At 58.7% G+C, this 20,913-nt stretch carries 23 protein-coding genes and 8 tRNA genes; 23 read left to right on the top strand and 8 right to left on the bottom strand.

From position 1 onward, the window contains the following. Positions 1-2: 2 nt before the first annotated feature. The 10 genes from DFP86_RS18795 to DFP86_RS18840 all read left to right on the top strand — a co-directional run bounded on the left by DFP86_RS18795 (position 3) and on the right by DFP86_RS18840 (position 2,289). Positions 3-78 (top strand) — tRNA-Val (locus DFP86_RS18795). A gap of 4 nt (positions 79-82) precedes the next feature. Continuing rightward, positions 83-159, top strand: a tRNA-Asp gene (locus tag DFP86_RS18800). A gap of 61 nt (positions 160-220) precedes the next feature. Beyond that, positions 221-296: transfer RNA gene (locus DFP86_RS18805), tRNA-Val, on the top strand. A gap of 6 nt (positions 297-302) precedes the next feature. Then, a tRNA-Asp gene (locus DFP86_RS18810) sits at positions 303-379 on the top strand. Positions 380-409: 30 nt separating this feature from the next. Continuing rightward, positions 410-485, top strand: a tRNA-Val gene (locus DFP86_RS18815). 4 nt (positions 486-489) lie between these two features. Beyond that, positions 490-566, top strand: a tRNA-Asp gene (locus DFP86_RS18820). Between the two features lie 30 nt (positions 567-596). Continuing rightward, a tRNA-Val gene (locus DFP86_RS18825) sits at positions 597-672 on the top strand. A gap of 6 nt (positions 673-678) precedes the next feature. Beyond that, positions 679-755 (top strand) — tRNA-Asp (locus tag DFP86_RS18830). A gap of 125 nt (positions 756-880) precedes the next feature. Continuing rightward, positions 881-1,492 (top strand): TetR/AcrR family transcriptional regulator, encoded by a 612-nt coding sequence (locus tag DFP86_RS18835; protein ID WP_166642335.1) that lies wholly within the window; start codon positions 881-883, stop codon positions 1,490-1,492. A gap of 50 nt (positions 1,493-1,542) precedes the next feature. Next, a complete protein-coding gene (locus tag DFP86_RS18840) occupies positions 1,543-2,289 on the top strand; it encodes an SDR family NAD(P)-dependent oxidoreductase (RefSeq protein WP_133684196.1) in 747 nt (248 codons plus the stop codon). Between the two features lie 108 nt (positions 2,290-2,397). Here DFP86_RS18840 and DFP86_RS18845 read toward each other — a convergent pair whose 3' ends face one another. The 4 genes from DFP86_RS18845 to pmbA all read right to left on the bottom strand — a co-directional run bounded on the left by DFP86_RS18845 (position 2,398) and on the right by pmbA (position 6,120). Next, positions 2,398-2,889, bottom strand: coding sequence for a disulfide bond formation protein B (locus DFP86_RS18845; protein WP_133684198.1), 492 nt, complete (start codon positions 2,887-2,889; stop codon positions 2,398-2,400). A 57-nt stretch (positions 2,890-2,946) separates the two neighbouring features. Then, positions 2,947-4,074: a patatin-like phospholipase family protein gene (locus tag DFP86_RS18850; protein ID WP_133684200.1), complete on the bottom strand. Its 1,128-nt coding sequence runs from the start codon at positions 4,072-4,074 to the stop codon at positions 2,947-2,949. A gap of 85 nt (positions 4,075-4,159) precedes the next feature. After that, positions 4,160-4,780 (bottom strand): DNA-3-methyladenine glycosylase family protein, encoded by a 621-nt coding sequence (locus DFP86_RS18855; RefSeq protein WP_133684202.1) that lies wholly within the window; start codon positions 4,778-4,780, stop codon positions 4,160-4,162. Continuing rightward, positions 4,777-6,120 (bottom strand): metalloprotease PmbA, encoded by a 1,344-nt coding sequence (pmbA, locus tag DFP86_RS18860; protein WP_133684204.1) that lies wholly within the window; start codon positions 6,118-6,120, stop codon positions 4,777-4,779. Before pmbA ends, DFP86_RS18855 begins: the two co-directional genes overlap by 4 nt. Before the next feature lie 95 nt (positions 6,121-6,215). Between pmbA and yjgA the strand changes: the two genes are divergently transcribed. The 7 genes from yjgA (at position 6,216) to msrB (ending at position 11,042) form a co-directional block, all read left to right on the top strand. Next, entirely contained in the window at positions 6,216-6,764 is a 549-nt protein-coding gene (gene yjgA / locus DFP86_RS18865; protein WP_133684207.1) for a ribosome biogenesis factor YjgA, read from the top strand. Next, a complete protein-coding gene (gene mog, locus DFP86_RS18870; protein ID WP_133684209.1) occupies positions 6,761-7,330 on the top strand; it encodes a molybdopterin adenylyltransferase in 570 nt (189 codons plus the stop codon). Before yjgA ends, mog begins: the two co-directional genes overlap by 4 nt. Continuing rightward, a complete protein-coding gene (locus DFP86_RS18875) occupies positions 7,327-8,280 on the top strand; it encodes a YheT family hydrolase (RefSeq protein ID WP_133684211.1) in 954 nt (317 codons plus the stop codon). Before mog ends, DFP86_RS18875 begins: the two co-directional genes overlap by 4 nt. 63 nt (positions 8,281-8,343) lie before the next feature. Further along, complete coding sequence (locus DFP86_RS18880; RefSeq protein ID WP_133684213.1) at positions 8,344-8,562, top strand: glycine zipper 2TM domain-containing protein; 219 nt, start codon at positions 8,344-8,346, stop codon at positions 8,560-8,562. 77 nt (positions 8,563-8,639) lie between these two features. Then, on the top strand, positions 8,640-10,007 hold the full coding sequence (locus tag DFP86_RS18885) for a deoxyguanosinetriphosphate triphosphohydrolase (RefSeq protein ID WP_243729444.1): 1,368 nt from the start codon (positions 8,640-8,642) through the stop codon (positions 10,005-10,007). Then, a complete protein-coding gene (locus DFP86_RS18890; RefSeq protein ID WP_133684215.1) occupies positions 10,004-10,642 on the top strand; it encodes a histidine phosphatase family protein in 639 nt (212 codons plus the stop codon). Before DFP86_RS18885 ends, DFP86_RS18890 begins: the two co-directional genes overlap by 4 nt. Positions 10,643-10,652: 10 nt before the next feature. Next, positions 10,653-11,042 carry a peptide-methionine (R)-S-oxide reductase MsrB gene (gene msrB, locus DFP86_RS18895; protein ID WP_133684217.1) on the top strand — a complete coding sequence of 130 codons (390 nt, stop codon included), beginning with the start codon at positions 10,653-10,655 and terminating at the stop codon, positions 11,040-11,042. Positions 11,043-11,047: 5 nt separating this feature from the next. Here msrB and DFP86_RS18900 read toward each other — a convergent pair whose 3' ends face one another. The 4 genes from DFP86_RS18900 to DFP86_RS18915 form a co-directional block, all read right to left on the bottom strand. Continuing rightward, entirely contained in the window at positions 11,048-11,875 is an 828-nt protein-coding gene (locus DFP86_RS18900) for an alpha/beta fold hydrolase (RefSeq protein ID WP_133684219.1), read from the bottom strand. A gap of 213 nt (positions 11,876-12,088) precedes the next feature. Further along, on the bottom strand, positions 12,089-13,978 hold the full coding sequence (locus DFP86_RS18905; protein WP_133684221.1) for an amidohydrolase: 1,890 nt from the start codon (positions 13,976-13,978) through the stop codon (positions 12,089-12,091). 78 nt (positions 13,979-14,056) lie between these two features. Then, entirely contained in the window at positions 14,057-14,737 is a 681-nt protein-coding gene (locus DFP86_RS18910; RefSeq protein WP_133684223.1) for a hydrolase, read from the bottom strand. Positions 14,738-14,792: 55 nt separating this feature from the next. Further along, a complete protein-coding gene (locus tag DFP86_RS18915) occupies positions 14,793-15,494 on the bottom strand; it encodes a pirin family protein (protein WP_133684225.1) in 702 nt (233 codons plus the stop codon). 174 nt (positions 15,495-15,668) lie between these two features. Between DFP86_RS18915 and DFP86_RS18920 the strand changes: the two genes are divergently transcribed. The 6 genes from DFP86_RS18920 (at position 15,669) to DFP86_RS18945 (ending at position 20,835) form a co-directional block, all read left to right on the top strand. Further along, positions 15,669-16,604: a LysR family transcriptional regulator gene (locus DFP86_RS18920; protein ID WP_133684227.1), complete on the top strand. Its 936-nt coding sequence runs from the start codon at positions 15,669-15,671 to the stop codon at positions 16,602-16,604. A gap of 409 nt (positions 16,605-17,013) precedes the next feature. Continuing rightward, a complete protein-coding gene (locus tag DFP86_RS18925; protein ID WP_133684229.1) occupies positions 17,014-17,583 on the top strand; it encodes a hypothetical protein in 570 nt (189 codons plus the stop codon). Then, positions 17,570-18,253, top strand: a complete 684-nt coding sequence (locus DFP86_RS18930; RefSeq protein ID WP_133684231.1) for an Abi-alpha family protein — start codon at positions 17,570-17,572, stop codon at positions 18,251-18,253. Before DFP86_RS18925 ends, DFP86_RS18930 begins: the two co-directional genes overlap by 14 nt. 22 nt (positions 18,254-18,275) lie before the next feature. Continuing rightward, a complete protein-coding gene (locus DFP86_RS18935) occupies positions 18,276-18,878 on the top strand; it encodes a hypothetical protein (protein ID WP_133684233.1) in 603 nt (200 codons plus the stop codon). Between the two features lie 81 nt (positions 18,879-18,959). After that, a complete protein-coding gene (locus DFP86_RS18940) occupies positions 18,960-19,448 on the top strand; it encodes a hypothetical protein (RefSeq protein WP_133684235.1) in 489 nt (162 codons plus the stop codon). Positions 19,449-19,524: 76 nt separating this feature from the next. Next, the gene (locus DFP86_RS18945; protein ID WP_133684237.1) at positions 19,525-20,835 is read left to right on the top strand and encodes an NACHT domain-containing protein; all 1,311 of its coding nucleotides are present in this window, start codon (positions 19,525-19,527) and stop codon (positions 20,833-20,835) included. The last annotated feature ends 78 nt before the right edge of the window (positions 20,836-20,913 follow it).

Below are 20,913 nucleotides of genomic sequence, written 5' to 3' on the forward strand. Positions count from 1 at the left end.
GAGGGCGTTTAGCTCAGTTGGTAGAGCGTCTGCCTTACAAGCAGAATGTCGGCGGTTCGACTCCGTCAACGCCCACCAGGTTGGAGCGGTAGTTCAGTTGGTTAGAATACCGGCCTGTCACGCCGGGGGTCGCGGGTTCGAGTCCCGTCCGCTCCGCCAACCTGACCATGCAGAATTTTAGGTCGTCGATCGTCAAGGTCGAAAACCGGATTGTTTTTCCGGGCGTTTAGCTCAGTTGGTAGAGCGTCTGCCTTACAAGCAGAATGTCGGCGGTTCGACTCCGTCAACGCCCACCAGGGTTTGGAGTGGTAGTTCAGTTGGTTAGAATACCGGCCTGTCACGCCGGGGGTCGCGGGTTCGAGTCCCGTCCGCTCCGCCAACCCACACACATTGCCGAGTTTGAGTATTCGGGCGTTTAGCTCAGTTGGTAGAGCGTCTGCCTTACAAGCAGAATGTCGGCGGTTCGACTCCGTCAACGCCCACCAGGTTGGAGCGGTAGTTCAGTTGGTTAGAATACCGGCCTGTCACGCCGGGGGTCGCGGGTTCGAGTCCCGTCCGCTCCGCCAACCTCAAAGATTTGCCGAATTTCAGTATTCGGGCGTTTAGCTCAGTTGGTAGAGCGTCTGCCTTACAAGCAGAATGTCGGCGGTTCGACTCCGTCAACGCCCACCAGAGTTCGGAGCGGTAGTTCAGTTGGTTAGAATACCGGCCTGTCACGCCGGGGGTCGCGGGTTCGAGTCCCGTCCGCTCCGCCAAACAAGCAAAGCCCGTTGATTCGTCAACGGGCTTTGTCTTTTCCAGGTCACCCTCCCCGCACACCTTCTCATGCCAATTGATTAGGAAGTGATCGCTACCTATAATACCCCCCATGACAACCAAGATGACTGCACCCAAGCGCCACAGCCCGGGACGACCCCGGCAGTTCGACATGGACGAAATGCTGGACAAGGCGATTCAGGTTTTTCAGGCGCGAGGCTATTTCAGCGCCTCGATATCCGAAATCCGCAAGGCGACCGGTCTAACCGAAGGCAGCCTTTACAAAGCATTCGCCGACAAAAAGGCCCTGTTTTCGGCAGCGTTCGAGCGCTATTACAGCAAGCGAATGACGGGACTTCAGGGCATCTTGCGCGCGGACGACAGCGGCCGGGAAAACCTGCTGGCGATGTTGCGCCATTATGCGAACCTATCCAGCGGCGAGCATGGCAAGCTCGGATGCCTGATTGTCGGCAGCGCCGCCATGCTGAGCGTGCTAGACGACGATCTGAGCCACGACGTCAAAGCCGCCCTCCAGCAAATCGAATCCACCCTGGCCACCCTCGTCGTCAAAGGTCAGGCGGACGGATCGATCCGCTCGGATCTCGACCCCACGGCAACGGCGAAATGGCTGTGGTGCATGCTGTTGGGCATGCGAATCGCCGGCAAGGCAGGCCGTCGGCGCGAAGAATTCGATCAAGTCGCAGAGCAAGTTTCGGCCTTGCTTAAACAGCCGTAAAAATTTTCACCAATTAGGAAACAATCGTTACCTATTGAAAAGGAGAAAGCATGAATCAACCGCTAAGCAACAAAACAGCCATCGTCACTGGCGGCGGAACCGGCATCGGCCAGGCGGTCAGCCTGCTCCTCGCGCAACAAGGGGCGGCCGTCGTCGTGGTGTATTCGCGCAGCGAAAACGAGGCCATGCAAACGGTCGGCAAAATTCGAGACGATGGCGGACAGGCGATTGCCGTTCAGGCAAGCGTGGAAAACGAACGATCGGTACAGGCCATGGTGGAAACGGCGGTCAAAACCTATGGCGGCCTCGACTACCTGGTGAACAACGCGGCAATCACCCGGCAATTGCGCCTCGACGATCTGGCGGCGATTACCCAAGACATTTGGGATGAGCTGCTTGCCGTCAATGTCAGGGGCACATTCAATTGCTGCAAGGCCGCCGCGCCCCACCTCAAATCGCGCCCGGACGCCGCCATTGTCAACATAGGCAGCATTGCCGGCGAAACGGGATATGGATCGTCACTGCCCTATGCCGTCTCCAAATCGGCGGTGCACGGCATGACCCGCTCGCTGGCCCGCGCCCTCGCGCCGGACGTCCGCGTCAATTGCCTTGCTCCCGGCGCCGTCGATACACGCTGGTGGCAAGGCAACGAGGACAAAATGCGGGCGCTTTCCGGAAACCTGCCCTTGCAGCGGATTTCCACGCCGGAAGACATCGCCCAACTGGTTTTGATGCTCTTGCAGGCCAAATCCATGACCGGCCAGATCGTGCGGGCGGAAAACGGCCAAACGCTCTAGCTGTAGGGCACGTTCGCGTAGGATGCGTTAGCGAAGCAACGCATCAACCTCAGAACGGCGGGTTGCTTCGCGAACCCGCCCTACGCGAACCCATCCACACACTGTGCTTTATCGTATCTTACGTTGCTGCAACAGCGTGAAAGCGATCACCAGGGCAAAGAACATCAGCACCCAGAACGGCATGGCCATGCCGAGGAAACGCCAGTCGACCACCGCGCACTCGCCGCTGCCCATCAAGATCTTTTCCAACGCATGGGTAAACGGCAGGGTTTGCAGCAAATAGTCCAGGCCCGGCCCGCATTGCGGCACCTGGTCCGGCGGCAAACTTTGCAGCCACAGTTGACGGGCAGACACCCCGGCGCCGGCCAATGCCGCCAACGCCACCAACGCCGACCACAGGCGGAAGCCCCAACGGCGCGGATTGCACAAACCGGCCAACAGCGCCAGCACGCCGACCGACACGACGCCCACGCGCTGCAGCATACACAGCGGGCACGGATCCAGCCCCATCACGTACTGCGCGTAAAAAGCGAACCCCATGGCGCCGACACAGGCGGCACTAATCAAAAAGAATCCGGCACGACGACCCGGCAGCCCCATACATTCCCCTCTAATTAATTAGTTCGAATGAAAACGAAATAGGATACAGAAACCAGATTAAAGTTCCAGGAAATTCAGAATTTCCGCCTTTTGTTTCAGAGCATCCTTATAGCCAAGCGAAATCAAATCTCGGCAATAACCAGGCTCGAACAGCAGATAGGTCGCCAACGACAGGCCGCGGCGGCGCGTCGCGCCGGTGCCATGCAGAATAAAACGCAACACGGGCGGAAACAGGTGCACATGCTTGCGGGCGATATCCTCCAGCGAGGCGCTCGGATTAAGCAAAAAAACCTCCACGCGTTTAAGCGGCGTCTGCGCAGCCAGATCGCCATGCCCGCCCAAGAGCGACACGGTATGGTTGACGCGAATCAGCCGCTCCATATCGCTGGCCATACTATCGGCGAAAATACTGTTGAGCAGGTGGCCGAACACTTGCGCGGGCGATGGATAGCCGCCATCGCGCACCGAGGAGCGATGGCTGGCGAGCCCGACCACGAACAGCTTTTGCGCGCCAAGATGCAGCGCCGGCGATAGCGGCGCCATCTGCCGCACCGCGCCGTCGCAAAAGAAACGATCGCCGACCCGGGCTGCGGGAAAGATCAGCGGCAGCGCGGACGAGGCCATCAGATGATCCAGACCGATCTTTTCGCGCACGCCGATACGCATCTGGCGCGTCCACTCACCCACCTCGGGTGCGCCGTCGAAAAACGTGACCGACTGCCCGCTATTGAAACAGGAAGCCGTCAACGCCAAGGCATGCAAGGCACCGGCATCGATCGCCCGGTCGATGCCGGAGAAAGTCACCACCCGGGCCAGATAGTCGCGTAGCGGTGCATTATCGAGAAAGCTCTTCGGGTTCGGCCAAATACGACCGGCGGAGGCGATCGACACGCCGAAATGCAGGAAAGTCTTGAGGAAATACAGCATGTCCGACTGGTAGACGTCGGCAATACGGATCTGACGCCAGAGTTGCGCCAAGTGGCCCGCCGCCACACGGAAATCCTCCGCGGCGCAAGCAAGGCCCGTGGCATTGATCGCGCCGGCCGAGGTGCCACAGATGACCGGGAAGGGATTTTTGCGCGGATCCGGCAGAATGTGGGAAATCGCCAGCAGCACACCGGCCTGATACGCGGCGCGCGCGCCGCCACCGGCCAGCACCAGCCCCACCTTGGCTTGTTCTTTCACGACGGCGCCCCGCTTTCTGTTTTTATGCGGATTCGGACAGGACGGTTTGTCTCCCAAGCGGGGCGATGAGCCCGCCACTTCAAAGCTAGTACAGCACCTCGGTCGCGTCCAGGCTGCGCCATAAATACCAGGTGGCCACAGTACGCCACGGGCGCCAGCGCTCGCCCAACAGGCGCAGTTCGGCCGGCTTAGGCACGGCCGCGTGACCGTAGCAGCGCGCCATCGCCTTTTGCAGGCCGATATCGTCCACCGGCCACACATCGGGACGCATCAGGTTGAACATCAGGAACATCTCGGCGGTCCAGCGACCGATGCCGCGCACCGCCGTCAACTCGACGATGATCGCCTCGTCGTCGAGCAAGGCCAGATGAGCCGGGTCGAGATGGCCGTCGGCGAAATGCCGCGCCAGATCGTGCGCATACTCGACCTTGCGCTGCGACAGACCAGCCTGGCGCAGCGCCTCGGGCGACACCGACAGCAAGGACCCCGGATCGCTCAATGCCGCCAGTGCGCCGAGCCGGTTCCAGATGGCATCGGCGGCGGCAATCGAAATCTGCTGCCCGACGATCGCGCGCAACAAGGTTTCGAAAGGCTCGCCACGGGTGCGCAGCACCGAGCCGTCGAACTGGCGGATCAGCGCCGCCATCACCGCATCGTCGGCCGACAGGACGGCGCAAGCGTCGTCCCAGTACGCTGGCGTACTCACGCCTGGCCGGCCACCGACATCGACGACACCAGCACGGAGCCGATGCGTGTGGCGCCGCGCACCACCGAATCGGTACCGATGGCCGTCACACGCTGGAACAGATCGCGCAAATTGTCGGCCACGGTAATTTCTTCCACCGGGTGCACGATCACGCCGTTCTCCACCCAGAAGCCGGCCGCGCCGCGCGAATAGTCGCCTGTCACGGTGTTGACGCCGTGACCGAGCAGTTCGGTCACCAAGAGCCCGGAACCCATTTCGCTCAGCAACGCCGGCAATGTCTGGCCGGTGCTGTGCACCAGCAGGTTATGCGCGCCGCCCGCGTTGCCGGTGGTACTCAAGCCCAGCTTGCGCGCCGAATAACTGCCCAGCAGATAGCCGGTCAACACCCCGCGATCGATCAGTCGGCGCGCACGGGTCTCCACCCCTTCGCTATCGAACGCCCCGCTGGCCAAACCGCGCAGCAAGAACGGATCTTCGTCGATGGTGACCACCGGCGAAAACACTTCGGTGCCTTGCGCGCCGAGCAGAAAACTCGACTGGCGATACAAGTTGCCGCCGCTGACTGCCGTAACCAAATGCCCGATCAACGAAGCCGCCACATTGGCTTCGAAAATGACCGGATAACGACCGGTTTTGAGCGGCCGCGCGCCCAGGCGGCGCACGGTGCGCTCGCCGGCGAGACGGCCGACCTCGTCCGCGCTCGCCAGATCCTGCGGATGGCGCGCAGCGCTATACCAGTAGTCGCGCTGCATCGCCTCGTTCTCTTCGGCCACCACCGCGGCGGACAGACTGTAACGCGTGCTCGGAAACCCCTGGCAGAACCCTTGGCTATTGGCATAGATGAACTGGCTGGCTTGGCGCGACAGCGTTCCCCCTTCGGAGTTGACGATGCGGCTATCGACCGAACGCGCCGCCTGCTCGCACTCGCGCGTTAGAGCCACGGCATCGTCCATCGACAAATCCCACGGGTGGTACAAATCCAGATCGGGAAACTCCGTCGCCAACAAAGCGGCATCCGCCAGGCCGGAACAAGGGTCTTCGGCGGTGAAGCGGGCAATATTGGCCGCGGCCTCCACCGTGTCGGCCAGCGCGCGCTCCGAAAAATCGGAGGTGCTGGCATGCCCCTTCTTCTGGCCGAAATAGACCGTCACCCCCACGCCCTTATCCTGGTTGTACTCGACGGTCTCCACTTCGCCCAGCCGCACGCTGACGGTCTGACCCAACCCTTCGGACACATCCACTTCGCAAGCGGTGGCGCCCCGGCGACTGGCCAGTTCCAGCACATGTTGGGCGATCTGTTCGAGGGCGGTGCGACTGAAGCTGAAGCTATTTTCTGTCATGGTCTTTTTCACAATCGAATAAAGAGTGGGCGCCCGCCAGGGCGGGCTTTTCCGGTATCATACCAGCCTTGAATAAAGAAGAGACCGAGACAACCATGGCCGACTACCTGAATGATGGACCAGAAGACGAATTTGTCAGCAAGACGCAGCTCAAAAAACAAATGGATGCGCTGCAGGACCTCGGCCGCGAGCTGCTCGAACTGTCCAACGACAAGCTAAAGAAAATCGACCTGCCGGAAGACTTGGCCGACGCCCTCCGCGAATACAAGCGCATCAGCTCGCACGGCGCCAAAAAGCGGCAGGAGCAGTATATCGGCCGCCTGATGCGCGACATCGACCCCGAGCCGATCCGCGCGTACCTGGCCATCGGCAAGGGCGAATCCGCCGCGCACACCGGCTGGCTGCACCAGGTCGAACGCTGGCGCGAGCGCCTGTTGGAAGACGACAAGACCCTGCCGGCCTTCGTCGACGAATTTCCGCAGGCCGACGTCCAACAACTGCGCAACCTGATCCGCAACGCGCGCAAGGAAAAACTGGAAGCCCGGCCGCCGAAATTCTTCCGTCAACTGTTCCAGGCCATCAAGGACATCATCCCCGAACCGGCCATTCCGGGCGCACGTCAAGCTGAGGAGAACGAGGAATGACGCTGAAGATCGGCCTGGTATCGGTATCCGACCGCGCCGCCAGCGGCGTGTACCAAGACCGCGGCTTGCCCGCGCTGGCCGACTGGCTGCAATCGGCCCTGACCTCCCCATTCAGCATCGAGACCCGGCTGATTCCCGACGAACAGCCGCAGATCGAAGCCACGCTGATCGAGCTGATCGATCAACTGGGCTGCCACCTGGTGCTCACCACCGGGGGCACCGGCCCGGCGCCGCGCGACGTCACTCCCGACGCCACGCTGGCGGTCGCCGAGCGCGAAATGCCGGGCTTCGGCGAGCAGATGCGCCAGATCAGCCTGCGCTTCGTGCCCACCGCCATTCTGTCGCGCCAAGTGGGGGCGATCCGCAAGCAGGCGCTGATCCTCAACCTGCCCGGCCAACCCAAGGCCATCCGCGAAACCCTGGAAGGCCTGCGCGATGCCGACGGCCAGAGCGTGGTGCCCGGCATCTTCGCCGCCGTGCCCTATTGCCTGGAACTGATCGGCGGTCCGCGCGTGGAAACCGACCCCGCGGTGATCAAGGCCTTCCGACCCAAATCGGCACAATGAACTATATCCCGCCTCGCTGGCTGCCCGGCGGCCACGCCCAGACCATCTGGCCGGCGCTGATACTGCGCCCCGCCCGCCCGGCTTACCGCCGCGAACTATGGCCGACGCCGGACGGCGGCCAGATCGCGCTCGACTTCGTCGATGGCAAGGACAGCGCACCGCTCTGCGTCCTGTTCCATGGACTGGAAGGCAGCAGCGACAGCCATTATGCCCGCTCGCTGATGCAGGCGGTCGCCCAGCGCGGCTGGCACGGCGTGGTACCGCACTTTCGCGGCTGCGGCGGCGTCGACAACACCTTGGCGCGCGCCTACCACGCCGGCGATGCCGCCGAGATCCGCTGGATTCTGCAACGCCTGGCCCAACGGCACGAACAATTGTTCGCCGCCGGCGTCTCGCTCGGCGGCAGCATGCTGCTCAACTACTTGGCGGAAGACGGCGCAGCGGCCCTGCCTTGCGCGGCGGCCGCGGTTTCCACGCCGCTGGATCTGACCGCCGCCAGCCAGCAGCTAGACCGTGGCCTGGGCCGGCTGTTCTACACCCGCATGTTCATGAACACCCTCAAGACCAAGGCGCTGGCACAGCTCAAACACCACCCGGGCCTGTTCGACCCGGCGCATGTCCGGCGCGCCGCCACCTTTGCCGACTTCGACCATGCGGTCACCGCGCCGATCCACGGCTACCCCAGCGGCAGCGCCTACTGGCGAAGCGCCAGCAGCAAACAGCGGCTAGACCGTATCGCCAAGCCGACCCTGGTCCTCAACGCCAAGAACGACCCGTTCCTGCCGGCAAGCGCCCTGCCCGACCATAGCCAGGTCGCGCCCAGCGTCGAACTGGAATTTCCGCCGTGCGGCGGCCATGTCGGCTTCGTCACCGGGCCATTCCCCGGCCGGCTCGATTGGTTGCCCAACCGTCTACTGCGCCATTTCGATCGGTACGCAACGGCAAAGTAGGAACTTTCCCAAATACACCTCATCTAAATCTGACGTCCACCGTCATGTCAGTGAGGTTTAACCATGGAAAACAAACGACGCCTTCTCGTCCTCTGTGTCGTTGCCGTGACAATGACCGGTTGTGCCGAGATGCCCCGCCAGCAGCGCAACACTGCCATCGGCGCCACTGCCGGCGCCGTCGCCGGATCGATTCTTACCGACGGCGACCCCCTGGCCACCCTCGGCGGCGCAGCCATCGGCGGTGTCATCGGCTACAAGACCACGCCAACCCGCCACCATTGATCGACCGGCCTTTCCTCCGATCCACAAGCGGCGCCAAACTGCTATCATCGATTCATTACGCTCGATAACGGTCGCTCATGTCCCACTTCTCACGCATGGAATGGCGCCGCCTGCTCTCTACCCGGCGGTTCAAGGTCAATCAAGGTATCGTCAAGGAAACGCGCACCCCGGCTACCGAAGAGGGTAGCCCGGGGCTGCGCACCGACTTTCACATCGACCACGACCGCGTGGTGTTCTCCAGCGCCTTCCGCCGCCTTGGCCGCAAGACCCAGGTTCACCCGCTGGCACGCCACGATCACACGCACAACCGGCTGACCCATAGCGTCGAAGTGGCCAGCGTCGGCCGCAGCCTAGGCAACCGCGTCGGCATGATGATGCAGCACGCGCAGATTCTGCCCGCCGGCTACACCCCGCACGACATCGGCGCCGTGGTGCAGGTGGCTTGCCTCGCGCACGACATCGGCAACCCGCCCTTCGGCCACACCGGCGAAGACGCCATGCGCGACTGGTTCCGCCAACCGAAAAACGCCCACTTCCTGGCGCCGCTCTCCGCCGAGGAACAACGCGACATCCAGACCTACGAAGGCAACGCGCACAGCCTGCGCATGGTCGGCTCGCTGGAGATGTACGCCAGCGAGGGCGGCATGCGGCTCACCTCGGCCGCCATCGGCACACTGATCAAATACCCATGGACGGCCGACGCGCCGCCCGCACTCGGCCGCGACAAATTCAACATCTACCGCACCGAGCTGCCCTACTTCGAACGCGTCGCCGACGAATTGGGCCTGATCCGCCAGGAAAGCCATGTCTGGGCGCGACACCCGCTGTCCTACCTGATGGAAGCCGCCGACGACATCTGCTACGCCATCCTCGACCTGGAAGACGCGGTCGAAATCGGCATTCTGGACGTCAAGGAGTTCGAAAGCCTGTTCGCCGGCTTCGCCGAATACGAACGCGTATGGGAAACCGACGACGTGCGGCAAAAATGCGCCATGCTGCGCGGCATTGCCGTCGGCCGCTGCGTCAGCGAAGTGGCCGACAAGTTCATGCTGCACCACGACTCGCTGCTGGCCGGCACCTTCGCAGCCAAAGACCTGCTCAACGTCTGCGCCCCCTCCGTGCAGGGCACCCTGATCAAAGCCAAGGAACTGGCCAGCAACAAGGTCTACCGCCATCACACCAAACTGGTGACCGAACTGGCCGCCTACCCGTGCCTGGCCGTATTGCTCGATGTACTGGTACCGGCGATCTTCGCCCTGCACACCCGCGGCCGCGACCAGCTCACCCCGCGTGAAAACCGCGCGCTGGGTTTGATGGAACACGGCGGTCAAATACAGCCCACCCTGTACCAGGCCTATATGCGCGTTCTCGACTTTATCGGCGCCATGACCGACAACTACGCCGCCAACCTGGCGCGCGACATCTCCGGCATCGGCATCCTATGAGCCAGACAACTCGCTTCTGCCTGGTGCGCCATGGCGAAACCGACTGGAACATCGAACACCGGCTGCAAGGCCAGATCGACATCCGCCTCAACGACGTCGGCCAGCAGCAGGCCGAACAGCTCAGCCAGGCGCTCGCCCACGCCGGCCACGGCTTCGCCGCGCTCTACGTCAGCGACCTCGCGCGTGCGCGCCAGACCGCCGACGCCATCTCGCGCCACAACGGCCTGGCCCCCATCGCCACCGAGCGCTTGCGCGAGCGCCACTTCGGTCCGTTCCAGGGCCTGACCTACGCCGAGGCCGAAGTACGCATCCCCGAAGCCTATCGCCAGTTCAAATCGCGCGACCCGGCCTACGTGCCCGGCAGCGGCGAAAGCCTGGAAGCGTTTCAGCACCGCGTACACTGCTTTCTGGACGAAACGGCCGCACGCCACCCCGGGCAGACCATCCTGGTGGTCAGCCACGGCGGCGTACTCGACATCGCCTACCGGCGGGCCAACGACCTGCCGATCACCCGGCAACGCGACTTCCCCATCCCCAACGCCGCGCTCAACTGGATCAGCCATTGCGACGGCCGCTGGCAACTGGATCGCTGGGCCGACGAAAGCCACCTGGCACACAGCCGCGACGAAATCTGAGGAGCCCGCCATGATCAAGAAAAGCGACGCCGAATGGCGCAGCCAACTGAGCCCGGAAGCCTACCGCGTCACCCGGCAGGCCGGCACCGAAGCGCCGTTCAGCGGCGAACACTACCCGCGTAACGACGCCGGCGACTACCTTTGCATCTGCTGCGGCGCCCTGCTGTTCCACGCCGACACCAAATTCGACGCCGGCTGCGGCTGGCCCAGCTTCTGGGAACAAGCTGCCGACGGCGCCATCACCCGCCTCACCGACCGCACGCACGGCATGGTGCGCACCGAAGTGCGCTGCGCCCAGTGCGACGCCCACCTCGGCCACGTGTTCGACGACGGCCCGGCGCCGACGGGCGAACGGTATTGTATTAATTCGGTGGCGCTGAGGTTCGAGGCGGAGGGCTGACGGTTTTAAATCACGATTTTACTAATAAACCGATCAAAATAATTATAAAATTCTTCTTTCTTACTAAGGTGAACATTATGATCGGGATGAGATATTTCACAAATAAATGAATTTTTAATATCTCTTCTCATCCTTTCAAAATCATCATCATTCACTGCCTCGTGACTACTGGATCTGGCAATCATTGTCGGACAGCCAATTTCACCCAAAACATCATACCAATTGTGATAGTTTGCTATATTGGCACTAATGGCTTGAATGCTATACATCATACTATAGCCGGCAGGTGTTTCTACAAGACTATTCATGAAGTATTGATAGCTAAGTTCGGATTGCATTTCTTTTTTAATAAACTCGCTAGCTTCAGACAAGGAAGAAAATGGCAATGGCCAATTGAAAGTCACGGGATCACACAGCTCAATTTCATCAGGTTGCTTGATCGCTTTGCCCGGCCCGGCGGGGGACTTGTCTAGAATTGCCAGTCCTATTACATTTTCATTCCTAGCGGCTATCCTTGCGGCAATGGCTCCACCCATAGAGTGGCCGACGATAATAAATTTGTCGATTTCCAATTCCGCAACCATCTTTTCAATGTCATCCGACATCTCTTCTATTGAGTAAGTAGAAACAGGTTTATCGCTAAGACCATGGCCACGCTGGTCGGGAGCGATTACTCGAAACCTAACCGAATAATTTCTTATAAAATCCACCCAGGTTTCCGCCCTCCCCCATCGGCCATGTAAACATATAATTGGAAGACCCTCCGTACCCGAATCAAGGCAAAATAGATTAACATCACCAGCATTAATGAATTTTCTTTTAATTTCAAACATAGCATCTTCTCTTTATTTTATTTTCATCCAACAGTTTTCATACAAACACGAAGGTCTGTACATCAATTGACATGCTGACCGCCATTATCGTACTCAAACAATATGTTTCTCAAGCAACTTGTCATAACCATGTGAGTCATGGTCTTCTTACAGTTATGAAGCGCTGCACACCGCAGAAAAGCTTGTCATTTCAATAGCCCATATCACCAAGCCTCATACCGCCCAGCACGAGCACCCAAGCGCGCCAAAGAAGCCCTTGAGGTCCGAAACCGGCATTTTCGATGCCCACGCTTTGGCATGGTCATGGCCATGCAAGCCGCAGGCGCTGGCGCAACCGCAGGACGCGATCGCCTGATAACGCAACGAGTGCTTGCCGGCCCCGTCCGGCTCGCCCCAAGCCGCATACCCGCCGTAGGCGCGCACCGGCGACCAGTCCGGCATGGCCGGCGGCAGCGGGTTGTCGTCCAGCGCGGAGAAGTCTCCCGCCGCGTAGACGATGCGGCCACCGACCATGGTGAGCTCGGAAGTCAGGAAGGCTATTTCGCCCTCGGCACAAGCAAAGAAGTCCTTATCCGGCACGATCAGATCGGCGAACTGCCCTTTCGCGATGCGTCCGCGCTTCCCTTCCTCGTTGGAGAACCAGGCGACATTCTCGGTCCACATGCGTAGCGCCATCTCGCGGCTCAGGCAGTGACGCTGCGGATAGAGCGACAAGCCGCCCACCGTCTTGCCGGTGACCATCCAGGACAGCGATACCCACGGGTTGTAGGACGCGACGCGGGTGGCATCGGTGCCGGCCGAGACCTTCACCCCCTTCTCCAGCATGCGGGTGATCGGCGGGGTGGCCTCGGCGGCGGCGGCGCCGTAGCGCTCGACGAAGTATTCGCCCTGGTAAGCCATACGGTGTTGCACGGCGATGCCGCCGCCGAGTGCCGCGATACGGTCGATCGACTTATCCGAAATGGTTTCGGCGTGATCGAAGAACCAATTCAAGCCTTGCAGCGGGATGTCTTGGTCGACCTTCTCGAACACGTCCAACGCGCGCGAGATCGTCTCGTCATAGGTGGCATGCAAGCGCCAGGGCCAGCGGTTCTGCGCCAGGATACGCACCACCTCTTCGAGCTCGCCCTCCATCTCCGGCGGCATATCCGGCCGCGGCTGACGGAAGTCCTCGAAGTCGGCTGCAGAGAACACCAACATCTCGCCAGCGCCGTTATGACGGAAGTAGTCATCCCCCTGCTTGTACTTGACGCTGGCGGTCCAATTGAGGAAGTCCTCTTTTTCCTGCTTGGGTTTCTGCGTGAACAGGTTGTAGGCCAACCGCACCGTCATCTGACCTTCATCGGCCAGCTTCCGGATCACCGCGTAATCGTCCGGGTAGTTCTGAAAACCGCCGCCGGCATCGATCACGCCGGTGACCCCAAGGCGATTGAGTTCGCGCATGAAGTGACGCGTCGAGTTGACTTGATAGTCGAACGGCAGCTTCGGCCCTTTGGCCAAGGTAGCGTAAAGGATGGCGGCATTGGGCTTGGCCAGGAGCAGGCCGATGGGATTGCCGTGCGCGTCGCGGGTGATTTCTCCCCCCGGCGGCTGTGGCGTGTTCTTGGTGTAGCCGACGGCACGCAGGGCCGCCCCATTGAGCAGCGCACGGTCATAGAGATGCAGCAGAAAAACCGGCGTATCGGGCGCAATGGCGTTGATTTCCTCGAGGGTCGGCAAGCGCTTCTCGGCGAACTGATGTTCGGTGAAGCCGCCGACGACACGTACCCATTGCGGCGCGGGCGTGATTGCCACCTGATGCCTGAGCATCGCCATCGCGTCGGCGAGCGAGCGCACGCCGTCCCAGCGCAGCTCCATATTGAAATTGAGCCCGCCGCGTATCACGTGGGTGTGGTTGTCGACCAGGCCGGGCAGCACGCCGCGGCCCTTGAGATCGAACACGCGGGTCGTCCCGCCCGCCAGCGCCATCACCGCCTCGTCCGAGCCCACGGCCAAAAACTTGCCGTCCTTGATCGCAACGGCACTGGCCTGCGGATTGCTTTTATCGAGCGTGGTGAACCGGCCGTGGCGCAGGATGACATCGGCGGTGGTATGGGTTGTCATGATGGCTTCTCCTCCGAAATTTCGGCCCGCGGCGCGACAACCTGCCGTCGCCGCCGCGCCCTTGGCGACACCAGCCGATTACTTGGCCGGGTTCGGCCCGATGCGCTGGCCGTGCTTCACGCGCTCGGGCGCCTTGTGGACCATGGTGTAGGCATAGTCGACGCCCATGCCGTACGCGCCGGAATGCGCTTTCACGATCGCCATCACGTCGTTGTAGGTGTCTTTGCGCGCCCAGTCCCGCTGCCATTCCAGCAGCACCTGCTGCCAGGTCACCGGCACGATGCCCGCTTGAATCATGCGGTCCATCGCGTACTTGTGCGCCTCGACCGAGGTGCCGCCGGAGGCATCGGCCACCATGTAGATCTCATAGCCGCCTTCCAGAGCCGCACACAGCGCGAAGGTGGTGTTGCAGACCTCGGTCCAGAGCCCCGACACGATGACTTTCTTGCGGCCGTTGGCCGCCAGCGCGTCGCGAACGTTCTGGTCGTCCCACGAGTTCATCGAGGTGCGTTCGAGGATCTTGTTCTCCGGGAAAACAGCCAGCAGCTCGGGGTAGGTATTGCCGGAGAAGCTCTCGGTCTCGACCGTGGTGATGGTCGTCGGAATGTTGAACGTCTTCGCGGCCTTGGCCAGCCCCACGACATTGTTCTTCAACACCTGGCGGTCGATCGACTGCACGCCGAACGCCATCTGCGGCTGCTGGTCGATGAAGATGATCTGGCTGTTCTGCGGTGTCAGCACCTCGAGATACTTGGACATTGGACTTTCTCCTTATACATGGTGGTGGTTGTTTGCTTCTGCGCTCATCGATCCATTACTCGGCCGCATCGACCAGGATCAACTCGGTATCTTCCATCGCGGCGACACGGATAACGTTCTCGGCACGAATGGCGGCGCCATCGCGGGCCTGCAGCTCGACACCGTTGACTTCGACCCGCCCAGTGGCCGGCACCAGATAGCCGTAGCGATTCGCGTCGAAGCGATATTCGACCGTCTCTCCCGCCTTGAGCATCGCGCCCAATACCCGGGCGTTGGTACGGATCGGCAAGGCGTCATCGTCACCCGGCACCCCGCTGGCCAAGACCGCGAACTGTCCGGAGCGGTCGCCCTTGGGGAACGGCTTGGTGCCCCAAGAGGGCGGCTCGCCGCGACGGTCCGGAAAAATCCAGATCTGAAAGATGCGCGTCACACCCGGCTCTAGGTTGTATTCGGAATGCTGGATGCCCGTTCCCGCACTCATCACCTGCACGTCGCCGGCTTGCGTCCGCCCTTTGTTTCCCATGTTGTCCTGGTGCGTAATGGCCCCTTCGCGGACATAGGTGATAATTTCCATATCGGCGTGCGAATGCGGCGGGAAGCCGCTGCCCGGCGCAATGGTGTCGTCGTTCCAGACGCGCAACGCCCCCCAGTGCTCACGGGCGGGATCATAGTATTCGGCGAATGAAAAATGATGCTTGGCATCGAGCCAGCCATGATGGGCGCCACCAAGACTGTCGAAAGATCGGCGTTCGATCATGTTCTCCTCCGGGGGATTGCGTTTCGGTGGAGCTACTATAGGCAGCCTCGGCCAATTATGAAATTGGAATAATCGAATAACACCGTTTACAATTTTGCGGTGATAGAAATCGGCCTGTGCCGATAATTGGCCATAATAAAGAATCAATACGATCGAATCGTTTCCAAAACAAACATGAAAAGACTGCCAGATCTTGAGGCCTGGGCGATCTTCGCCAAGGTCGCCGAGACCGGTTCCTTCGCCCGAACCGCCGCTGAACTCACCCTGTCGCAAGCCACCGTTTCCAAGGCCATCACACGCCTGGAAGGCCGCATGAAAACCGTGCTGTTCCACCGCACCTCGCGGCGCATCTCTTTGACCGAGGCCGGGTATGCGGCACTGGAACGCGCCGCGCGCATCCTGGCCGAGGGCGAAGCGGTGGAAGCGGAAATTGCCGAACAATCGACCAGCTTGCGCGGCCCGATCCGCATGACCGCCCCCATGTCGTTCGGCATCTCGCACCTGGCACCTATGCTGCCTGAATTCATGGCGCAACACCCCGATGTGGTGCTCGATTTCAACTTCACGGACGAACACATCGACCTGGTCACCCATCGGTTCGACTTGGCTTTGCGGATCTCGACCTTGGCCGACTCCAGCATGCTGGCCAGACGCCTGTGCACCGTCCGCATTTTGCTGGTCGGCGCACCCGCTTATTTCGAACGCCACGGACGACCCCGCCATCCTCGCGACTTGGCGGCACACCGCGCCTTGCAGTACAGCCACACCCCGGGTGGCAACAATTGGCGCTTTCGCCACGCGCAACATGGCGAGTTCGCACAGGCGATGAACGTCGCCTTGCAGGTCAACAATGCCGAAGCGCTGGCCCCCGCGCTTCGTGCGGGCATGGGCTTGGCATTGCAACCCGAATTCCTGGCTTGGCAGGACCTGCAGTCGGGCGCACTGGAAACCGTCATGGAAGATTGGCAGGTAGAACCGATCGCGCTGCATGTTCTGACCCCGCCTGGACGGAGCCGACCCGCGCGCGTGCAAGCGCTGATCGATTACCTGGTGATGCACTTGGCTAGGGAGCCTTGGTCGCGATCTGTGGCGGGGGTAGATCTGACTTGACCGTGGCTGCCCTTCCACTTCGACACCACATTCGATGCCGGCTGTGGTTGGCCTAGCGTCTGGGAACAAGCTGCCGCTTGGGGAACGGTATTGTATTAATTCGGTGACGCTGAGGATTAAGGTGAAGTAAGGGGTGTAGGGTTTTGATGAGGGACATGAAGCAAGCAACCGGGGACAGTGGCTTTTTGCATTATTGAAATTTGGTCTGCTAATCGGCCATTACAGCCGTTCAGATTCTCACGTTTGAACCGCTGCAGTAGTGCACAAAGCCGACTTCACAATCTCTACGAAACTCAGGGCGATTCATAGCAGCCTTCCCTCTGGCCCAACCACCTTCCTCTAAGTCATAATAATGATGATCTGATATGCAAAGTACAGAGTTAACACAATATGGGTTGCGGGAGGGATCATGGCGATAGCGCAGGTCATCCAAGCTGCAAAGATAGTCGAAGTGTCATGCCCCGTAGGCACTCCAAGCTGGTTGCCTATTGTCAGTGCGGCTCTAGGTGCTTTGGTCGGCGGGCTGGCATCGTTCGGAGGTGTGGTTGGCTCCGAGTGGATACGTTCGAAGAATAAATCCAAGTCCGTACTCGCTGCTATCCGAGCTGAAATCGTTGCAATGCTTGGTATCATTGAATTGCGGCAGTACGTAGCACAAGCGAAAAATATACTAAGCGAGCTTCAACGTATGCCGCCTGGGGCACGGGCAACATACCAAGTGCGGATTGATGGGGGTTACAACAAAGTATTCGTAGCAAATCTGGAAAACCTCGGTTTACTCCAGCCAGCAGCGGCGACAAAAATTCTTGAGTTTTATCAGCTAATTCAATCTGTTGTATCAGATGTCACTCCTGGGGGCCTACTTGCAGAAGGTCAGGGCGGGGTCCAGGCATTTGCCGAGATGATTGCGATAATAGAGCAGGCGATTGCGATTGGACGCGAGATTGCCATGGGGGATTGGCAGCATGTTGAGCGATGAAGAGGCTAAGGCGGTACAGGGAGTGGCAAGGCTGGCAGGTCAATCTGTTGCTGCGGTCAAAGCTCTTTGTGAATTCATTGCGGAATATATTGGTGGCCCCCTTGAACAAGGGGTGGCGATCTGGACAGACAAGCTGCGGTATAGACGCTGGGAAAATCAAATTGTTCTTGTCGAGAAGGCAAAAGCATTCTTGGCCGCTCGAGGTATGACAGGGCCGACCCGGGCTCTTGGGCTTAACCTAGCAATCCCTCTCCTCGAAGAAGCCTCATTGGCTGATTCCGAATACCTGCAAGATCGGTGGGCGGCTTTGCTTGCAAATGCCGCAGACGTAACCAAACCAGAAGTGCGCCGCGCCTACGTAACCATTCTGGCTGAGCTTACTTCGTTTGATGCGTCAATATTGGTGAAACTATTTGATGCCGATCTTGCTTCTGAGTGGACCAACGACATTCCTCCTCAACTATGGACGCACCACCTTCCAGATGAAGTTCTTGTCTCGAATAAAAGCATTGAGCCTGCGGTGCTACGTCCAGAAGTCGCCCTTTCTCTTACAAACCTAGGGCGGCTCGACCTAATCGATAGTGCAGGAGCATTTGGAGGAATGGCAGCTGTGCACTGGGTATCAATGACCGAACTGGGCCGCCAGTTCGTAGATGCATGTCGCCCGTGATGATAGATAGTTAGGTGAATAAATGGATACGCCCGAAGAGATAGAAAGAGAAGAATGGTACTCACAAATTTATGAGGAAATCTCGACAGAGGCAGTTTTAGAGTTCAGTTACGACCGTCTTCGCTCCTATTATTTGAAAAATCCAAAAATCGCTCAAAACGCCTTCTATACGTACCTGGATGGCATTGAAATCCTCAGTCAACATCCTACAGCTGCGATTCTTCTTTTTGTTACGTCAATCGAGGTTGCACTAAAGTCCGTCTTGCTGAAACCCGTAATTTACGGGCTTGTTCATAACGAGTCCGTCGCCGACTTGATCTCTGACTTAGCAGTAAGAAACAATGGTCTTGATCGATTCAACAAAATTTTAGACTATATATTAAGTGAGTACAGTGGGATCAATATTCAAGAACACAGGATAAAAGGCCACAAAGTTGATTTTCTGAAAGAACTCAAATCTATTCAAGATGTGAGAAACGGAATAAGTCATCGAGCTGACAGAGCAACTCACGAAACAGCCAAGCTTGCCGAGGAAATTGCTACTGAGGTTATCTACAAACTTGTAGGCGGAGTGCTCATTGGTCTCGGCTTTTCCCTTGAGGAAGACGGAACAATATCAACATAAAATAGTTGCAGAATCCCCTCAGGCACTGCGTTTTCCGCCTTTTTAACGACAAGGTTAACACCATTTCAAAGCGAATTTTTCATGCAGAACAACTTTGATAAATTCAATTACTACGTTGGTTGTGTTTTTGCAATACTGCAGGATGAATTTCCATGTCGCCATAGAATCGACTTCGTTAAATTAATTGGCTGCGAACAGTGCCCAGAAACCTACAATGAAATTGGAATATGGACGGGGATTTATCTCTGCGATGGAGAAATTCAAGATGTACGTAAAGAGCTAGATCTTGCATATGAAACAGTGCACTGGCTATTCGAAACGCAATATCTAATTGGTACTGTTGGCGCGACCAATCGCGGGATAAATGCATTTGTTACTCTAAGTCCAAAGGCATTGGAAATACTAAAAATTGTACCTGCAGCCATTGATTATAAGTCACCAGGAAAATCTATTGGGCAAGAGCTGTCGGAGGCCGTAAAATCTGCAGCTAAATCTCAAGTATCGGACCTGGCCAGCCAGGCTCTCTCTTCTTTGTTTAAGGCAGGCTGGAATGCTCTATCCAGTTCCTAGCGCATGCCCAGCGGCTTGCCAAAATTGTCGTTTTTGAGCGTGGCCCTGAGTATAGTTCTCTCCGCATGGATATCAAATGACTGAGCCAAAACAAATTGCTAGTCAGACGCCCTACTACGAAGGACGGAAATTACCTCTTGATTCGCTCTCCGCCGATGAATTTGAAAAATTTGTTTTCAGTTGTCTGCTCTGTATTCAGGATACACTCGGACTACGAATCATCGGAAAACCGTCTGGTTCCGGTGATGGTGGGTTTGATGTACAGGGAGAGACTGTTTATTCGCAGCGAGGCGCATGCGTACAGTGCAAGCGCCAGAATGCCCCTCTTAGCACTCCTCAAGTCGCTACAGAGCTGGCAAAGGTTGCCGCAACTTCGGCACTAGAAGGCTCCGATATAGGTGAGCACAGATTCATTTGTACAGGAGGTGTTCGCCAGAAGCTTCTCGGACAATTGCGAGAGACGTCACGCCAAGAGTTGGCCCTAGAGGCTGGCGAACAGCTTGTCAACGCTTCAAACGGAGAGCTTGCAAGCCTCCGCACTCGCTTAGAAGAGCACAGACTTGATCCGAGACAGGTCGCAGAATCCTACGTGAGTGGACTCGACCTGCTTAGCGCTTGGGGAGTAAGCGAATTCGATGCCGCTTTGTCACCACGTTGGAACGATGTTCTGACAGTCATTGAACGTCACTTCAAAATAGCAACTCTTGTCCGCGAACATCCGCGAGCCTTTTTTGACCGAGCTGCCTATATCGCAGATCACCGTGACTTCACCACGGTGGTAGAGCCGAGGCTAACAAGTGCAGCTCTTCCAGAAGGAATCTCGGCATCCTCTGCAGCAGACCCCATCGAAACAGCCCCGCCCCAGCAACGCGAAATTAAATCGCTATACGATTTGATGAGTCTAGAAGTGGGCACCCTTGCCGTGTTGTTCGGAAGTGGTGGCATAGGGAAGTCAACGACCCTGCAGTTGGTTCGAGCGGAAGCGCTTCGTACCATGCCCGACTCAACCCTCCCGATCCTTATATCTTTAGTCAGTTACGTCCCTGGTGGATTAGACCGGGCAATTCAACAAGAACTAGGAGTTGATCATGGAACATGGCGATCGCTACCAGATCGCATTCTGTTGCTGTGCGATGGTCTAAACGAGTGCCCCTCGGCCAACGTTGCCCCCTTTTTGGACGAACTGCGGCCTCTTCTACAACGGAAACACGTTGCCTGCATACTATCAACCAGAGAATTAACGAGGCACAAGACTATCGTTCTTCCGCAATCTCCTGTCGGTGTAAGGTTAGAAGGTCTTACTCCGATAGCAATCCAACGAATCGCCACGAACGTACTGCGGGATGGAAGCGCAGATGACTTCATCGCGATGTTAGCGACAGTGTAAAACTGACCCACCTCGACAACCGAAAACTGACCCACCTGGGGTAACGTGGCGGCTTTGCGCCGCCGTTATGTTGACCCA

It is taken from the genome of Paludibacterium purpuratum (genome assembly GCF_004363805.1).
In the GTDB taxonomy this organism is placed as follows: domain Bacteria; phylum Pseudomonadota; class Gammaproteobacteria; order Burkholderiales; family Chromobacteriaceae; genus Paludibacterium; species Paludibacterium purpuratum.

What these genes read in the sequence shown, in the direction of transcription:
- DFP86_RS18835 (WP_166642335.1), top strand. Translation starts at nt 881, where the DNA reads ATGACTGCACCCAAGCGCCACAGCCCGGGACGACCCCGGCAGTTCGAC.
- DFP86_RS18840 (WP_133684196.1), top strand. Translation starts at nt 1,543, where the DNA reads ATGAATCAACCGCTAAGCAACAAAACAGCCATCGTCACTGGCGGCGGA.
- DFP86_RS18845 (WP_133684198.1), bottom strand. Translation starts at nt 2,889, where the DNA reads ATGGGGCTGCCGGGTCGTCGTGCCGGATTCTTTTTGATTAGTGCCGCC.
- pmbA (WP_133684204.1), bottom strand. Translation starts at nt 6,120, where the DNA reads ATGACAGAAAATAGCTTCAGCTTCAGTCGCACCGCCCTCGAACAGATC.
- yjgA (WP_133684207.1), top strand. Translation starts at nt 6,216, where the DNA reads ATGGCCGACTACCTGAATGATGGACCAGAAGACGAATTTGTCAGCAAG.
- mog (WP_133684209.1), top strand. Translation starts at nt 6,761, where the DNA reads ATGACGCTGAAGATCGGCCTGGTATCGGTATCCGACCGCGCCGCCAGC.
- DFP86_RS18875 (WP_133684211.1), top strand. Translation starts at nt 7,327, where the DNA reads ATGAACTATATCCCGCCTCGCTGGCTGCCCGGCGGCCACGCCCAGACC.
- DFP86_RS18880 (WP_133684213.1), top strand. Translation starts at nt 8,344, where the DNA reads ATGGAAAACAAACGACGCCTTCTCGTCCTCTGTGTCGTTGCCGTGACA.
- DFP86_RS18885 (WP_243729444.1), top strand. Translation starts at nt 8,640, where the DNA reads ATGTCCCACTTCTCACGCATGGAATGGCGCCGCCTGCTCTCTACCCGG.
- DFP86_RS18890 (WP_133684215.1), top strand. Translation starts at nt 10,004, where the DNA reads ATGAGCCAGACAACTCGCTTCTGCCTGGTGCGCCATGGCGAAACCGAC.
- msrB (WP_133684217.1), top strand. Translation starts at nt 10,653, where the DNA reads ATGATCAAGAAAAGCGACGCCGAATGGCGCAGCCAACTGAGCCCGGAA.
- DFP86_RS18900 (WP_133684219.1), bottom strand. Translation starts at nt 11,875, where the DNA reads ATGTTTGAAATTAAAAGAAAATTCATTAATGCTGGTGATGTTAATCTA.
- DFP86_RS18905 (WP_133684221.1), bottom strand. Translation starts at nt 13,978, where the DNA reads ATGACAACCCATACCACCGCCGATGTCATCCTGCGCCACGGCCGGTTC.
- DFP86_RS18910 (WP_133684223.1), bottom strand. Translation starts at nt 14,737, where the DNA reads ATGTCCAAGTATCTCGAGGTGCTGACACCGCAGAACAGCCAGATCATC.
- DFP86_RS18915 (WP_133684225.1), bottom strand. Translation starts at nt 15,494, where the DNA reads ATGATCGAACGCCGATCTTTCGACAGTCTTGGTGGCGCCCATCATGGC.
- DFP86_RS18920 (WP_133684227.1), top strand. Translation starts at nt 15,669, where the DNA reads ATGAAAAGACTGCCAGATCTTGAGGCCTGGGCGATCTTCGCCAAGGTC.
- DFP86_RS18925 (WP_133684229.1), top strand. Translation starts at nt 17,014, where the DNA reads ATGGCGATAGCGCAGGTCATCCAAGCTGCAAAGATAGTCGAAGTGTCA.
- DFP86_RS18930 (WP_133684231.1), top strand. Translation starts at nt 17,570, where the DNA reads ATGTTGAGCGATGAAGAGGCTAAGGCGGTACAGGGAGTGGCAAGGCTG.
- DFP86_RS18935 (WP_133684233.1), top strand. Translation starts at nt 18,276, where the DNA reads ATGGATACGCCCGAAGAGATAGAAAGAGAAGAATGGTACTCACAAATT.
- DFP86_RS18940 (WP_133684235.1), top strand. Translation starts at nt 18,960, where the DNA reads ATGCAGAACAACTTTGATAAATTCAATTACTACGTTGGTTGTGTTTTT.
- DFP86_RS18945 (WP_133684237.1), top strand. Translation starts at nt 19,525, where the DNA reads ATGACTGAGCCAAAACAAATTGCTAGTCAGACGCCCTACTACGAAGGA.